Consider the following 14,437-nt stretch of genomic DNA (forward strand, 5'->3'; position numbering starts at 1 on the left):
CCGTCGGTCACCGCTCGAGCACCCACCGGTCCATGTTCCAGCCGGATCCGGCCTGGGTGGGGGCGGCGATCCCGTTGCGCAGCCCCTTGCCGAAGGCGATCGTGCGCGGGGTGGCGAACAACGGGATGCTCGGCAGCTCCGCCCACAGCAGGTTCTCCGCCTCGGTGAGCAGATTCAGCTGTGCGGCCGCGTTGTCGTCGGCCCCGAGCTGATCGGTGATCGCATCGTAACGGCCGTTGCCGAACCGTCCGAAATTGAGCCCGCTACCGGTGCGCAACGCGCTGGTCGCGGCCTCGCCGCCGAGCGAGCCCGCCGGACCGGGCACCGCGGCGGTGCTGCCGAGGACGGCGTCGACCTTGCCCTCGGTGAGCCGGGTGGGAGTGAAGTCGGGCGCACCGGCGTCCACCACGGTGATGCCCGCCGGTTTGCACGCCTCGGCGATCATGGCGACGGTCTGCGCACGGCGATCGTCCGGACCTTGATAGCCGATCCGGACGGTGGGGTTCGGCGCACCGGATGCCGCGACCGCCCTGGTCGCGTTCGCCACGTCGCCGCCGGAGTACTTGTTGGCCGCGCCGATGACCGCCGGATAGAACAGGGAGTCCTGCTGCACGACGTGCGCGTCGAGCGGGCCGGAGCCGAGCCCGGTCTTCGGTGCGTCCGGTGCCTTGCCGAGCTTGTCGAACAGCGTCTGACGTGGCAGGCACAACGCGAACGCGCGGCGCGCCTCGACCGAGGCGAACACACCGCCGGTCGCCAACACCAGTTGCTCGGCGCCCCGGCCCGGCATGGTCTGCACCGAGAAGCCGTTCAGATTCAGGTCTTTCACCGAATGCGCGCCGATGTCGAGCACGCCGACGGCGTTGTCGCCGACCTTCTGCTTCAGGTCGAAGGTCTTGGGCCAGACGACGATTCGCCCAGTCGCCGGTTTATTGCCCCACCACCGCTCGTTGGCGACCAGCACCAAGCCGTCCTCACTGCCGAAAGACTCGATGCGGTACGGCCCCGACGAAGGGAAGCGCGACAGGTCCAGCCGGCCGTCGGCCGGGACGACCCATCCGGTGTTCCAGAATTCCGCGATCCTGCCGAGCGCGTTCGGGTCGCCGGTCTGCAACGCCGACACGACATTGGGCACGTTCGCGACTCGGGCCGCGACGTGCGCGGGCACCAGCTCGCCCGCCGTGAACAGAGTGCGCCACGGCAGGTAACGCCTGCCGGGCCGGAACACCACCGTGGCATCCCGCGAACCGGGCTGGCAGTCGACGCGCTCGATGTCGTCGTAGCCGCTGGTGCTCGCGGCGTCGAAGAGCGGAACCGCACCGCGGTCACCGGGTTTGGTGTATCGCCCGCTACGGGCGGCCCAGGCCAGCACCAAGTCGTCGCACGAGGTCGGCACACCGTCGGAGTACACGCCGTCGGGGTTGAGGCGGTACTGGATGGTCTGCGACTCCCCCGGCACCTCCTTGGCGGTGCCGAAGTCGGTGTCGGCGACCTGCTGGCCGTCCGGACCGGTGTAGAAGAAGCCGGTGAGCACCCGGGAGAACACCGCCGACGACCCGGAACTCGCTCCGAGCGTGCTGCCGCCGTTATAGGTGGCGATGGTGGCATCGGTCGCGTAGCCGATGGAGGGAACCTGGTTCTTACTGGAGCAGCCGACCATCAACCCGGCGGCCAGCGTGCCCGCAGCGAGCGCTCCGATCAGTCGTACCGCACCGCGTGGCTGTCGCATGAAACCCCTGTCTGGTGTCAGTTCCGCCTTTTGTGCCGTTTACCGCTCGGGCGCGCACCGGGTCGCGGTGTCTGCCCCGCCGCGCGCTGTCCGCGCGGCTTCTCCTCGAAATCCCGGCCCGCTGCCATGCTCGCCCGGCGCTCGGCCGCGACGCCTGCCCGTGCCCCTGCCGCACCGGCCCGCTTGGCCAGGACCTTCTTGGTGTGCGCCGCCACCGGCCCCCAGCGCTCTTTGATCGAGACCAGCAGCGGAGTCGCGAAGAAGATCGAGGAGTAGGTGCCGACCAGCAGACCGACCAGCTGCACCAGCGCCAAGTCCTTGAGGGTGCCCACGCCCAGCATCCAGACCGCGATCACCATCAAGCCGACGATCGGCAGGATACCTATCAAGGCGGTGTTGATCGAGCGCATCAGCGTCTGGTTCACCGCGAGGTTGGCCTGCTCACCGTAGGTGCGCCTGGTCAGGTGCAGGATGCCATGGGTGTTCTCCTCGACCTTGTCGAACACCACGACCGAGTCGTAGAGCGAGAAGCCGAGGATCGTCAGGATGCCGATCACCGTGGCCGGGGTGACCTCGAAGCCGACGAGCGAGTACACGCCCGCGGTGACCGTGACGTCGAAGGCCAGCGCCGCCAGCGCCGCGATGGCCATGTGCGGTTCGAATCGGACCGCGATGTAGACCGCCACGAGCACGAGGAACACCGCGAGCGCGATCAGCGCCTTGCGGGTGATCTGGCTGCCCCAGGTCTCGCTGACGTCGGAGGTGCTGATCGCGGCCCGGCTCGGGTTGCCGGACTTGTCCTTCGGCTGGAACTTCGCGAACAGCGCGTTGTTCAGCGCCTCCACCTGCTGCTGGTCCAGCGCCTCGGACCGGATCAGCATGGTGGCCGATCCGCCGGTGCCGACGGTCTGCACCGAGACCGGGTCGGTGCCGATGGCGCCGCGGTAGACGTCCTCCGCCGCGCTGGTGGTCGCGTTCCCCGCCGGGAACTGGATGCGGGAACCACCCTCGAAGTCGATGCCGAAGTTGAAGCCGCGGAAGAGGATGCTGCCCAGCGAGACGAGCACGATCGCGGCGGTGATGAGGTACCACATCCGGCGCTTGCCGATGACGTCGATCGCGCCGGTACCGGTGTAGAGGCGGTTGAGGAAGCCGTGCTTGGGCGGCTGCGGCTCGCCGACCGCCGCGAACACGTCGGTGATCTCGGTGGCGCTCGTCTTGTCGAGCGAGGGGGTGGTGTGGCTGTTGGTCATCGCGTCCTCACGCCTTCCCGAGGGCGGCCTCGGCCGCCTTCCGCTCGCGGGCGATCTGCTGGATCGCGCCCAGGCCGTTCACCGAGGGCTTGGACCAGAACGCCGTCCGTGAAGCCAGCAGCACCAGCGGCGACGTGACCAGGAACACCACGACGACGTCGAGGATCGTGGTGAGACCGAGGGTGAACGCGAAGCCCTTCACCTGGCCGACGGCCAGGATGTACAGCACGGCCGCGGCGATGAAGCTGACGGCGTTGCCGGACAGGATGGTCCGGCGCGCGCGCTGCCAGCCACGGGGAGCCGCGGAACGGAAGCTGCGTCCTTCGCGCATCTCGTCCTTGATGCGTTCGAAGAACACGACGAACGAGTCGGCGGTCATACCGATACCGATGATCAGACCGGCGATACCGGCGAGGTCGAGTGTGAAGCCGATCCAGCGCCCGAGCAGCACCATGATGCCGTAGACCGCGAATCCGGAGGCCACCAGTGACAAACCGGTGACGAAACCCAGCATCCGGTAGTAGGCGAGACAGTAGAGCAACACCACGGCCAAGCCGACCGCCCCGGCGAGCAGGCCCGCCTTCAACGAGGACAAGCCCAGCGTCGCGGAAACCGTCTCGGCCTCGGAGGTCTGGAACGACAGCGGCAGCGAGCCGTACTTCAGCGTGTTCGCCAGTTCCTTGGCCGATGTCGCGGTGAAGTTGCCCGAGATCTGGGTGCGGCCGCCCTGCTGCGGGCCCTGCTGCACGACCGGTGCGCTGACCACCTTCGAGTCGAGCACGAAGGCGACCCGCTTGTAGACGTACTCGCCGGTCAGCGTCGCCCACGCGTCGCTGCCGCCGGACTTGAAGTCCAGGTAGACCTCGTGCCTGGCCTGTTGCTGGTTCAGCCCCGAGGTGGCGTCCTTGATCTCCTGGCCGTCGATGCGGCTCTTGTCCAGCAGGAAGACCTCGGTGCCGTCGGTCGAGCAGGTCACCAGTGGAAGAGCGGGGTCGTCGTTGCCCGCGAGTGGATCCGCCTTTCCGCAGTCCATGGTGGCCAGCGCGGTCTGCTGCACGGACGGATCGGAACTCTGCCGCAGCGCCCTGGCCGCCTGGATCTCCTTCGTCGCCTCTTCGGTGGGCGTCAAGCTGGGATCGGCGGGAGGCTGCGTCGGCTGCTGAGCGGGGAACACGCGCTGCTGCGGAGCCGGGGTGGACTCGGTGGTCTCCGGTGTCGCCGGTTGCGTCGTCTCCGGCGTCGTCGGCTGCGCGGCCGGCGCGGGCTGCGTGCCCGGGGTCGTCTGCGGGGTAGCGCCGCGTCCAGCCGCCGGGACGGCCTGCAATACGGGCCGGATGTAGAGCTTGGCCGTGGTCGCCAGCGCGCGCGCCTGCTGCCCGTCGTCGCCGGGCACGGTGATCACGATGTTGTCGCCGTCGATGACGACTTCGGAGCCGCCGACGCCGAGCCCGTTGACCCGGTTCTCGATGATGTCCTGCGCCTTCTTCAGGCTGTCCTGGCTCGGCTTGCTGCCGTCCGGCGTGCGCGCGGACAGCGTGACGCGGGTGCCGCCCTGCAAATCGATACCGAGCTTGGGTGTCGGGGACTTGTCACCCGTGAAGAACACCAGCGCATAGATCACGGCCAGCAGCGCGGCATAGACACCGAGCAACCGCAGCGGGTGCGCCGATCCCTGGGAAGGTGGCACAGTACGTCATCTCCTAGGCGGGAAGTCGAGGATGGAACAGCGGGCGTGCGCCAGCGGCGCCGGGTGCGCGGACCAACGGCCGCGGCGACATCCGGCGAGCCGGGGCACAACCGGAGCGATCAGTCCTTGGTCAGGCGGGTCTCGGTCTGCTCGGCGGATTCCTCGACGGCGTCGGTCGCGTCCGAGCCGCCGGTCTCCGTACCGGTCTCCTCGGCGCCCACCTCTTCGGTGCGCACCTCACGGATGGCCTGGCGCAGCCACGTGGTGACCACGTCCTCGGCGATCTCGAGATCGACCGTGGTGTCATCGAGTTCGACCACGGTGCCGTACAGACCCGACGTGGTGACGACCTGATCGCCGACCTTCAGGTTGTCCTGCATGCCCGCGACCTTCTCGGCTTCCCGCTTCTGACGGCGGACACCGAGGAACATCGGCACGAGCAGGGCTACCAGTAGCAGCGGAAACAGCAGTTCCATCGTCGAAGTCAGTCCCTAGTGTCGTGGGTGGGATGGACAAGTACCCACACAGTCTGCCAGTTCATCGCGCGAGTGCCACACCCGCACACCCGCTGGGCAGCTACAACGTTCTCATCGCGCCCCGCATCGCCCGCCCAACGACACTCCGGCGGGCGAGGCGGGGCGCCGACCTCAGGCGGTCCTGCCGTAGGCGGTCCTGCCGTAGGCGTAGTCCTCCAGCGGGAAGGCGACCGCCTCGCGATGCGCGTTGAGCGTGCTGGTGGGCCGCAGCAGGGCCGCCTCGCCGTGCTGGTTGAAGTAATAGCTGCGCGCGGTGGCGCAGTCGCCGCCGTAGAAGACCGAGGAGCCCAGTTTGGCGGTGACCCGGTCCAGGAACGCCGCGTTGGCCTGCTCGGTGACCTCGAAGGTCGTCTCGCCCCGGCGGCGCAGCTCGCCGAACAGGCGGCCCATGTGCTTCATCTGCGCTTCGATGGTGGTGAAGTAGGACAGGCCACTGTAGGAGTACGGGCTGTTGAGGCTGAGGAAGTTGGGGAACTTCGGCACCGTGATGCCCTCGTAGGCCTGGAACCGGTTGTCCCGCCAGAACTTTCCGAGGTTCACCCCGTCGCGGCCGATGATCTCGATGGCCGGGAAGTTCACGTCCCACAGGTTGAAGCCGGTGGCCAGGATCAGCGTGTCGATCTCGGTCTTGTGCCCGTCCGCGGTGACGATGCCGTCCGGCTCGATGTGGTCGATCGAGTTCGTCTCCAGCCGCACGTGCGGCTGGTTGAACGTGGTGAAGTATTGGTTGGAGAAGGTCGGCCGCTTGCACCCGAAGTCGTAGTCCGGGGTCAGCTTCCTGCGGGTTTCCTTGTCCCGCACGGACGCCCGCAGATGCGCCTTGGCCAGCGCGCCTGCGCCCTTGTTCAGCAGCCTGGCCTGCTTGAAGTGCAGCACACCGACCACCATCAGCGCCTCCAGCAGGCTGGTGTTGACCAGTCGCGCGGCCTTCTGCGTGGCGGGGACCCGCTCGAACAGCTTGCGCACCGGCGCGGGGATCGCGGTGTCGATCTTCGGGACCACCCAGATCGGGGTGCGCTGGAACACCGTGAGCGCCCGCGCCTTCTCGGCGACCTCCGGCACCAGCTGCACGGCCGTGGCGCCGGTGCCGATGATCGCGGCTCTGCGGCCGGTGAGGTCGAAGCCGTCCTCCCAGGCCGTGGTGTGAATGATCTTGCCCGCGAACGAGTCGATGCCCGGGAACGGCGGCGTGTAGGGCTGGGACAGGAATCCGGTCGCGGTCAGCAGATAGCGGCCGGTGACGGTCTGCCCGCCCGCGATCGAGACCACCCAGTGCTGCCGCTCTTCGTCCCAGCGCGCGCCGTCGACGACGGTGCCGAAGCGCATGCGGCGGCGCAGGCCGTACTTGTCGGCGACGTGTTCGGCGTACTTCTTCAGCTCCTCGCCCGGCGCGAACAGCCGCGACCAGTGCGGATTCGGTTCGAAGGAGTAGGAGTAGGTGACCGAGGCGATGTCGACCGCCAGACCGGGGTAGTGGTTGACGTGCCAGGTGCCACCGAGATCGTCCTCGCGTTCGAGGATGACGTAATTGCTCAGGCCGAGCCGATCGAGCTGAATCCCCGCTCCCATGCCCCCGAACCCCGCACCGACCACGACCGCGTCGTATTGAGGCGCCACACCGAACCTCCTGCTAGCTGAACCACATATCACGGAATGACACATCATTCCGTTTGTGATGACTGTATCATCGGCAAGGTGACGAAGCCATCCACGCGTGCCGAGCGACGGAAAGCCGAACTGCGTCAGGAGATCATCGACACCGCGTTCGTCTGCTTCGCGGAGAAGGGCTATCACGCCACCGGCATCGCCGACATCGCGGGACAGCTGGGCATCGGTCACGGCACCTTCTACCGGTACTTCAGCAACAAGCGCGACATCATCGACCACGTCATCGACGACCTGGCCGCGCGCATCATCGCCGCCCTCGGCACCGAGAACGCCCCGGACGCCGCCGCCTCCCTCGACGAGTACCGCGCCCAGATCGACCGCATCGGCGTGGCCCTCACCGAGATCCTGCTGGCCGATCGCCGGGTGGCCCAGCTGCTGCTGTTCCACGCCACCGGCATCGACGACGAGCTCACCCAGCGGCTCTACGGGCTGCTCGACACGGCCGACGCGCTGACCGCGGGCTATCTCGACCACGGCGTCGAGCAGGGCTACCTGCGCGCCGACCTGGACACCATGAACACCGCGCGGGCGGTGACCGGCATGTTGATCGCGGGCATCGTCTACTCGCTGCGCGAACCGGACGAGGCTTCGATCGCCGGGCTGACCCAGGCGATCCGCCGCCTGCTCGTGGACGGCGTTCGCAAGGACTGAGCGGCTCGGCAATCCCCCTGACACCGCCACCGGCGCTAGGGTGAGGCGCACTGATCCGACGCTTTCGCCAGGGGGACGGCCCTTGTTCGCAAAAGGCCAGGGAAACACGAAATTTCCCTTCCGATCGGCCCGGCGCACCGCGCCTGACAGAATGTCGCCCGTGACTCCCGAGGACGTGCGCCGCACCCGTTTCGCGACCCCCACGCTCGGGCACCGGGGCTACCACGCGGACGAGGTGGATGCCTTCCTCGAACTCGTCGCCGCGACCCTGGCCGGGGAGGGCGCGCTGGCCGCCGACGATCTACGGCATGTCGGTTTCGGCGCGCCGCGGCTTGGTCAGCGTGGTTACCGCGCCGACCAGGTCGACGAATATCTCGACCAGTTGCGCGTCGAGCTGGAGTTCCGTCAGCGCGGCGTCCGCCCGGTCCCGGCCGCGAACGGCAACGGCCACGCCATCCTCACTCCCGATGACGTGCGGCGCATGCGATTCAGCCAAGCCGCGGTGGGGCGGCGCGGATACAACGAGGAAGAGGTCGGCGCTTTCCTCGACCTGGTGGCCGCGACCCTCGTGCACGGCGGGCCCGGCAGTCTCACCATCGCCGATGTCGAGGCCGTCCGTTTCACCGAGGCCCGCCTCGGCACCCGCGGCTATCAACGCGACGAGGTCGACGCCTTCCTCGACCTGGTCGCCGCCGCCCTGCGCGATCGCCGCTGACCGCGGTCGGTCACCCGGACGGGCGACTCATTCGAAGAGATCGAGCGTGGGGTGTGGCTCGCGACCGCGCACTTCGATGGAGCCGAACACCAGGTCGGGCGGCGGGACGAGACCGAGGTGCTCCCAGGCGGCCGCGGTGGCGACCCGGCCGCGCGGTGTGCGCGCGACCATGCCCGCGCGCACCAGGAACGGCTCGCACACCTCCTCCACGGTCGCGGCCTCTTCTCCGACCGCGACGGCCAAAGTGGACACACCCACCGGGCCACCGCCGAAACTACGGACGAGGGCGCCGAGGACCGCGCGGTCGAGCCGGTCGAGGCCGAGCACGTCCACGTCGTAGACCTCGAGCGCGGCGTGGGCGATCGCGCGGGTGATGCGGCCGTCGGCACGCACCTCGGCGTAGTCGCGGACGCGGCGCAGCAGACGGTTGGCGATGCGGGGCGTGCCGCGCGAGCGCCCCGCGATCTCGGCTGCCGCCTCCTCCTCGATCACGACACCGAGAATGTGCGCCGAGCGCTTCAGGATGCGCAGCAGTTCGCCGGGCTCGTAGAAGTCCATGTGCCCGGTGAAACCGAAACGGTCGCGCAGCGGACCGGTCAGCGCTCCGGACCTGGTGGTGGCGCCGACCAGGGTGAACGGCGCGATGTCCAGGGGAATGGAGGTCGCGCCGGGCCCCTTGCCGACGACCACGTCGACCCGGAAGTCCTCCATCGCCAGGTAGAGCATCTCCTCCGCGGGCCGCGCCATCCGGTGGATCTCGTCGATGAACAGCACGTCGCCCTCGACCAGGTTGCTGAGCATGGCGGCGAGATCGCCCGCTCGCTCCAGCGCGGGACCGGACGTGATCCGCAGGGCGGTGCCGAGTTCGGCGGCGATGATCATCGCCATGCTGGTCTTGCCGAGACCCGGCGGGCCGGACAGCAGGACGTGGTCCGGTGTGCCGCCGCGCTGTTTGGCTCCGCGCAATACCAGCGCGAGCTGTTCGCGCACCCGGGGCTGGCCGATGAAGTCGTCCAGCGACTGCGGGCGCAGACTCGCCTCGATTTCGCCGTCGGACCTCAGATAGCTTGCGCTGACCTGGGATTCGGTAGGTTCCTCGTGGTGGTCCATGACGCGCCTTACCGGTTCTTGCCGAGCAGGCCGAGCGCGGCCCGCAGGGCGGCGGAGGTATCGACGCCCGGCTGTTCGGCCAGCACCGCATCGATCGCCTGTTCGGCCTGCTTGGCGGCGAAACCGAGGCCGACGAGCGCCTCGGTGACCTGATCACGCACCGGCGTGGCCGCCGCGGGTGTCGATCCGGGCGGGCCGGAGGGCACCGGAACGAGGTTCACCTTGTCCCGCAGTTCCACCACCATGCGTTCGGCGCCGCGCTTGCCGATGCCGGGCACCCTGGTCAGCGCCGCCACGTTGCTCTCGGCCAGCGCTTTGCGCAGCGCCTCCGGCTCGAGGACGGCCAGCACCGCCATGGCGAGGCGGGGTCCGACGCCGGAGACGGTTTGCAGCAGGCCGAACAGGTCGCGCGCCTCGGTGTCGGCGAACCCGTAGAGGGTCATCGAGTCCTCGCGCACAATCATCGCGGTGTAGAGCCGGGTTTCCTCGCCGCGGGTGAGCCCGGCCAGGGTGGACGGGGTGGCGTTGAGCCGGTAGCCGACTCCCGCCGCCTCGATCACCGCGTGGTCGAGGGCGATTTCCAGCACTTCACCGCGTACCGACGCGATCACCCGTGCACCGCCTTCCGTTGTTCGGCCAGCCGTTCGATGTACCGGCGCTGCGCCGCGGCCGCCTTGGCCTCCGCCGCCGCCATCCGCTCCAGCAGCGGCGCCCGCCAACAATGGCAGATCGCCAGCGCCAGCGCATCCGCCGCGTCCGCCGGCTTCGGCGCGACGGATAGGCCGAGGATCCGGGTGACCATGGCCGTCACCTGCTTCTTGTCCGCGGTGCCGCTACCGGTGACCGCGGCCTTCACCTCGCTGGGTGTGTGGAACGCGACCGGGATCCCGCGGCGCGCGGCGGCCAGCGCGATCACTCCGCCCGCCTGCGCGGTGCCCATGGCGGTACGGACATTGTGCTGGGCGAAGACGCGTTCGATGGCAACGGCCCCGGGCTCGTGGGTGTCCATCCAGCGCTCGGCGGCGTCTGCGACCGCCAGCAGGCGATGGGCCAGTTCCATATCGCCGGGCGTGCGTACCACGTCGACGTCCACGGCGGTGACCTTCCGCCCCGGCCCGCCGTCGACGATGCTGAGGCCGCATCGGGTGAGTCCGGGGTCGACGCCCATCACCCGCACGACAACCCCTCTCCCGGACACGAACAACTGTTCGAGAGTCTAGCGGAGGCTTGCTCTTTCGCCGCCCCGCGACACGGCCGGGCTATCCGCCGACGTCACCGGCTTCCCGCGACGCGCCCGGCAGGCCGAGCATCTCCGGACGACTCGCACGCCGAACTATGCCACCGCCACCGACAAGCCTCAGGGCTCGAATTGATTCGCACCGCGGAGATCTCGCCGGGTCGGCCGGCCTCATGCCCTGGCGACCTGTCTCGCGAACACAGCGTGAGCGCGCTCCTCGAAGAGGACGAACCGGACTTCCGACACGACCGTGGGAGTCGAGCGAACCGTGTCGACCGCGATTCGGGCTCCGTCCTCCATCGGCCAGCCGTAGATGCCGGTGGAGATCGCCGGGAACGCGACCGTCCGCGCCCCCAGTTCGTCCGCGACGCGCAGAGATTCCCGATAACACGAGGCCAGCGAGGCCGAGCGGTCCTCGGTGGACGACCACACGGGACCTACCGTGTGGATCACCCAGCGCGCGGGCAGGCGACCGGCCGTGGTCGCGACCGCGGCCCCGGTCGCCAGTCCCGAGCCGTAATGGGACGCACGCAGCCTGCGGCATTCCGCCAGAATCTCCGGGCCGCCGCGCCGGTGGATCGCGCCGTCGACTCCCCCGCCGCCGAGCAGTGACGAATTCGCCGCGTTCACCAACGCGTCGACCTCCTGTTCGGTGATGTCGCCGCGCACCAGCACCAGTTCGACCATGCTCGCATTCTGCCTCGCGAACCCAGGCGCATCGAGCACACCGAAGGCCGGTCACCCAGCAGTGCCGAAGCCGATTCACAGCCTGCCTCGAGGAATGGCCGCGACAATGCCGGACGTGCCAGTACTCGCCGCTCCCCCGACTCCTGCGCCACCGCGCCTTCCTCCGGCGAGTCCGGCGCCGAATCAGCAGCACGCGTTCCATCACGGGATCTCACTGCTGCACGGCTGGCTGCCGCCGACCGTCGAACTGCTCGCCGCGACGGTCCTGCTGATCGCCGTCGCTCGGCGAACCAGGCGGTGGTGGCTGCTCCGGCTGCCGGCCTGCGCGGCGGTCGGCGTCGCGGCGGCGGCGGCCGCCGCCTGGTATGTCGCCGACGAAGGGTTGGCCTCCGACCCCGCGCCCACCGAACTCTGGGTGTGGATCGGTGTGGCCGCCGCGGCGGCAGCGGTCGCGATCCTCGGCTGGCCGGGCGCGCGCTGGTGGCGGCGCGGGATCGCGGTCATCGCCATCCCGTTGACACTGCTGAGCACCGGGGTGGTGCTCAACCAGTGGGTCGGCTACTACCCCACCGTGCAAGCCGCGTGGGGCGCGGTCACCGCGGGCCCGCTCCCGCAGCAGACCGATCTCTCGGCGCTAGCGGACCTGCGCAACACCACCGTCGCCGACGGCAAACTGGTCCCGGTGCGAATTCCCGACACCGGCAGCGGGTTTCCGCACCGCACCGAATACGTCTACCTGCCACCCGCGTGGTTCGCCGGGCCGACCCCACCCGCACTGCCGGTGGTGATGATGATCGGCGGCGAGTTCAACACACCGGCGGACTGGATCCGCAGCGGCCAGATCATGCCCGCCCTGGACGGTTTCACGAAGGCGAACGGCGGCCTGGCCCCAATACTCGTCTTCGTCGACGCCAGCGGCAGTTTCAACAACGACACCGAATGCGTGAACGGGCCGCGCGGCAACGCCGCCGCGCATCTGACCGAGGACGTGCCCGCTTACCTCGAAGCGCAATTCGGCGCCTCCGCCGATCCCGCGCGCTGGGCGGTGGTCGGCTGGTCCATGGGCGGCACCTGCGCGGTGGACCTGGCGGTCATGCACCCCGATCTCGTGCACACGTTCGTCGACATCGCCGGCGATCTGGGGCCGTCTTCGGGCACCCGGGAGCAGACCGTCTCCCGTCTCTTCGGCGGCGACGCCGCCGCGTGGGAGGCATTCGACCCGCTGACCGTCATGACCAGGCACGGTCCCTATGACGGCGTGGCCGGTCTCTTCGACGACCTCGTCCCCGCCCAGCGTTCCGGTGGCGCCAACCGGCGCACTCCGGCTCCCGACGACGACAGCGCGGGCCTCGGCGGTCGTGACGAGGTGCCCGACTCCGGCGAAGTCGGCGCCGCCGGCAAACTCTGCACCGCCGGACACGCGGTAGGCATCGACTGCACCGTCTACACCACCGAGGGCGGGCACACCTGGCAATTCGCTTCGGCCGCGTTCGCTTCGTCCTTGCCGTGGGTCGCCGCCCGCGTAGGTCTGCCGGTGCCCGCCACCGGCTGAACCCTCGGCAACCGGCTCGGCTCGCGCCGCGTCCCGCGCCTGACGATCGCCGCGTCGTTTCCCCTCTCGAAGGCGGCACAAGCGCACGCGTTGGGCGATGCGGGGCGAACCGTCGGCAAATTGGTACTGACCGTGCCCTGAATGTGCCACGATCAGGCCGTTCCCGCTTCTACCATCCGAGGATGAGCATTGGTGCAAAAGCTGTCCTCGAAGGCGGGCCGCAAGATCTGCCCGCGCGCATCGTCCCGATCACCCCGCCCGGAGTGGAATTGAAGGTGCCGTTCCGCGGCGGATACGAGCACTTCAAGGTCACCCAGCGGGAGCAGGACACCCCCGAAGGGCGACTGCGCGTGTACGAATGGTGCGAGCGCACCAAGATCGCGGAGTAATTCCGGCTCCCCTCCCCGGCGACGGTGACGTCGGCACCCGGCGCACCGCCGGGGAGATCACCGGGCATTCCGCGATCAGCCGCCCGCGTCTGCGTTCTCCGTGCGCCATCGCGCCCTCACACCGTGGTGAGCCTGCTTCCGGCCACCCCCTGGACGCACCCGGGATGTACCGGACTCCGGCTCGCGCCGTGCCGGCGACCAGGGCGCGGCACATGACGTCGGCGAACTCGGAGAGATCGCCCGAGTGCCGCACATCGACCGCGGCGGGGCGGATTGTCCGGACATGCTTCGGGGCGGCCGTCAGGAGACCGGCCGCCCCGATTTCGCGCAGTATCACCCGCGCGGTAGCACGATTCAGTCGTCGAGCTGAGCGAGCACCTCGTCGGAGATGTCGACGTTGGTGTAGACGTTCTGCACGTCGTCGCTGTCCTCGAGGGCGTCCACGAGTTTGATCACCTTGCGTGCGCCGTCGGCGTCCACCGCAACCGACACCGAGGGCTGGAAACCGGACTCGGCGGAGTCGTAGTCGATACCGGCGCCTTGCAGCGCGGTGCGCACCGCGATCAGATCGCTGGGCTCGCTGATGATCTCGAACGACTCACCGAGGTCGTTGACTTCCTCGGCGCCCGCGTCCAGCACCGCCATCAACACGTCGTCCTCGGACAGGCCGTTCTTCTCCAGGGTGACGACGCCCTTGCGATGGAAGAGGTAGGCCACCGAGCCCGGGTCGGCCATGTTGCCGCCGTTGCGCGTCATCGCGACCCGGACCTCGCCCGCCGCCCGGTTGCGGTTGTCGGTGAGGCACTCGATCAGCACGGCGACGCCGTTGGGTCCGTAGCCCTCGTACATGATCGTCTGCCAGTCGGCGCCGCCGGCTTCCTCGCCGCCGCCGCGCTTGCGGGCGCGCTCGATGTTGTCGTTGGGGACCGACGACTTCTTCGCCTTCTGGATGGCGTCGAACAGCGTCGGGTTGCCATCCGGGTCACCGCCACCGGTACGGGCCGCCACCTCGATGTTCTTGATCAACTTCGCGAACAGCTTGCCGCGCTTCGCGTCGATCGCAGCCTTCTTGTGCTTGGTGGTGGCCCATTTGGAGTGGCCGCTCATTCCCTACTTCCTTCAGGTCGATGGCACGTTCGGTCGTGTGTACGGTACCGGCACGGCCGGGCGGACAGCTTCCCCAGCCTACTCGGGCGTCCACTACGGCCCTGCAAAGCGGCCCC

The 14,437-nt window shown here is 69.1% G+C and carries 15 protein-coding genes; 5 read left to right on the plus strand and 10 right to left on the minus strand.

Annotated features, from left to right (window positions below):
• Positions 1–7: 7 nt before the first annotated feature.
• The 5 genes from ABZ803_RS04180 to ABZ803_RS04200 form a co-directional block, all read right to left on the minus strand.
• Positions 8–1,729, minus strand: a complete 1,722-nt coding sequence (locus tag ABZ803_RS04180) for an ABC transporter substrate-binding protein (RefSeq protein WP_357032495.1) — start codon at positions 1,727–1,729, stop codon at positions 8–10.
• Between the two features lie 17 nt (positions 1,730–1,746).
• On the minus strand, positions 1,747–2,982 hold the full coding sequence (secF, locus tag ABZ803_RS04185; protein ID WP_357032498.1) for a protein translocase subunit SecF: 1,236 nt from the start codon (positions 2,980–2,982) through the stop codon (positions 1,747–1,749).
• A 7-nt stretch (positions 2,983–2,989) separates the two neighbouring features.
• Positions 2,990–4,669 (minus strand): protein translocase subunit SecD, encoded by a 1,680-nt coding sequence (gene secD / locus ABZ803_RS04190; RefSeq protein WP_357032501.1) that lies wholly within the window; start codon positions 4,667–4,669, stop codon positions 2,990–2,992.
• 119 nt (positions 4,670–4,788) lie between these two features.
• Positions 4,789–5,145, minus strand: a complete 357-nt coding sequence (yajC, locus tag ABZ803_RS04195; RefSeq protein ID WP_357032504.1) for a preprotein translocase subunit YajC — start codon at positions 5,143–5,145, stop codon at positions 4,789–4,791.
• 171 nt (positions 5,146–5,316) lie between these two features.
• Complete coding sequence (locus ABZ803_RS04200) at positions 5,317–6,822, minus strand: NAD(P)/FAD-dependent oxidoreductase (protein ID WP_357032507.1); 1,506 nt, start codon at positions 6,820–6,822, stop codon at positions 5,317–5,319.
• Between the two features lie 36 nt (positions 6,823–6,858).
• Between ABZ803_RS04200 and ABZ803_RS04205 the strand changes: the two genes are divergently transcribed.
• Together ABZ803_RS04205 and ABZ803_RS04210 are read left to right on the plus strand one after the other, a co-directional pair.
• Positions 6,859–7,524 carry a TetR/AcrR family transcriptional regulator gene (locus ABZ803_RS04205; RefSeq protein ID WP_357032510.1) on the plus strand — a complete coding sequence of 222 codons (666 nt, stop codon included), beginning with the start codon at positions 6,859–6,861 and terminating at the stop codon, positions 7,522–7,524.
• 151 nt (positions 7,525–7,675) lie between these two features.
• On the plus strand, positions 7,676–8,239 hold the full coding sequence (locus ABZ803_RS04210; RefSeq protein ID WP_040867704.1) for a DivIVA domain-containing protein: 564 nt from the start codon (positions 7,676–7,678) through the stop codon (positions 8,237–8,239).
• A 27-nt stretch (positions 8,240–8,266) separates the two neighbouring features.
• Here the strand turns inward: ABZ803_RS04210 and ruvB are convergent, their stop codons facing one another.
• The 4 genes from ruvB to ABZ803_RS04230 form a co-directional block, all read right to left on the minus strand.
• Positions 8,267–9,349 carry a Holliday junction branch migration DNA helicase RuvB gene (gene ruvB / locus ABZ803_RS04215; protein WP_040867707.1) on the minus strand — a complete coding sequence of 361 codons (1,083 nt, stop codon included), beginning with the start codon at positions 9,347–9,349 and terminating at the stop codon, positions 8,267–8,269.
• A gap of 8 nt (positions 9,350–9,357) precedes the next feature.
• Positions 9,358–9,960 (minus strand): Holliday junction branch migration protein RuvA, encoded by a 603-nt coding sequence (ruvA, locus tag ABZ803_RS04220; RefSeq protein WP_357032513.1) that lies wholly within the window; start codon positions 9,958–9,960, stop codon positions 9,358–9,360.
• The gene (gene ruvC / locus ABZ803_RS04225; protein WP_357032516.1) at positions 9,957–10,526 is read right to left on the minus strand and encodes a crossover junction endodeoxyribonuclease RuvC; all 570 of its coding nucleotides are present in this window, start codon (positions 10,524–10,526) and stop codon (positions 9,957–9,959) included. Before ruvC ends, ruvA begins: the two co-directional genes overlap by 4 nt.
• 231 nt (positions 10,527–10,757) lie before the next feature.
• On the minus strand, positions 10,758–11,273 hold the full coding sequence (locus ABZ803_RS04230) for an O-acetyl-ADP-ribose deacetylase (RefSeq protein WP_357032519.1): 516 nt from the start codon (positions 11,271–11,273) through the stop codon (positions 10,758–10,760).
• A 115-nt stretch (positions 11,274–11,388) separates the two neighbouring features.
• On the opposite strand from ABZ803_RS04230, the gene ABZ803_RS04235 reads away from it, so the two are divergent.
• From ABZ803_RS04235 to ABZ803_RS04245, 3 genes are read left to right on the plus strand one after another with little or no spacing between them, the layout of a single operon-like run.
• Positions 11,389–12,825, plus strand: coding sequence for an alpha/beta hydrolase-fold protein (locus ABZ803_RS04235; protein WP_357032522.1), 1,437 nt, complete (start codon positions 11,389–11,391; stop codon positions 12,823–12,825).
• 45 nt (positions 12,826–12,870) lie between these two features.
• Positions 12,871–12,966: a hypothetical protein gene (locus ABZ803_RS04240; protein WP_357032704.1), complete on the plus strand. Its 96-nt coding sequence runs from the start codon at positions 12,871–12,873 to the stop codon at positions 12,964–12,966.
• Between the two features lie 41 nt (positions 12,967–13,007).
• On the plus strand, positions 13,008–13,214 hold the full coding sequence (locus ABZ803_RS04245; protein ID WP_040867713.1) for a DUF5988 family protein: 207 nt from the start codon (positions 13,008–13,010) through the stop codon (positions 13,212–13,214).
• A 354-nt stretch (positions 13,215–13,568) separates the two neighbouring features.
• Here the strand turns inward: ABZ803_RS04245 and ABZ803_RS04250 are convergent, their stop codons facing one another.
• Entirely contained in the window at positions 13,569–14,321 is a 753-nt protein-coding gene (locus ABZ803_RS04250; protein WP_357032526.1) for a YebC/PmpR family DNA-binding transcriptional regulator, read from the minus strand.
• Positions 14,322–14,437 lie beyond the last annotated feature (116 nt).

This window comes from Nocardia sp. NPDC047648 (genome assembly GCF_040642815.1).
Taxonomy (GTDB): Bacteria; Actinomycetota; Actinomycetes; order Mycobacteriales; family Mycobacteriaceae; genus Nocardia; species Nocardia gamkensis.

Bases quoted from the DNA above. Each gene is read 5' to 3' on its own strand.
- ABZ803_RS04245 (WP_040867713.1), top strand. From the start codon at position 13,008: ATGAGCATTGGTGCAAAAGCTGTCCTCGAAGGCGGGCCGCAAGATCTG.
- ABZ803_RS04230 (WP_357032519.1), bottom strand. From the start codon at position 11,273: ATGGTCGAACTGGTGCTGGTGCGCGGCGACATCACCGAACAGGAGGTC.
- ABZ803_RS04210 (WP_040867704.1), top strand. From the start codon at position 7,676: ATGTCGCCCGTGACTCCCGAGGACGTGCGCCGCACCCGTTTCGCGACC.
- secF (WP_357032498.1), bottom strand. From the start codon at position 2,982: ATGACCAACAGCCACACCACCCCCTCGCTCGACAAGACGAGCGCCACC.
- ABZ803_RS04205 (WP_357032510.1), top strand. From the start codon at position 6,859: ATGACACATCATTCCGTTTGTGATGACTGTATCATCGGCAAGGTGACG.
- ABZ803_RS04180 (WP_357032495.1), bottom strand. From the start codon at position 1,729: ATGCGACAGCCACGCGGTGCGGTACGACTGATCGGAGCGCTCGCTGCG.
- ruvB (WP_040867707.1), bottom strand. From the start codon at position 9,349: ATGGACCACCACGAGGAACCTACCGAATCCCAGGTCAGCGCAAGCTAT.
- ABZ803_RS04250 (WP_357032526.1), bottom strand. From the start codon at position 14,321: ATGAGCGGCCACTCCAAATGGGCCACCACCAAGCACAAGAAGGCTGCG.
- yajC (WP_357032504.1), bottom strand. From the start codon at position 5,145: ATGGAACTGCTGTTTCCGCTGCTACTGGTAGCCCTGCTCGTGCCGATG.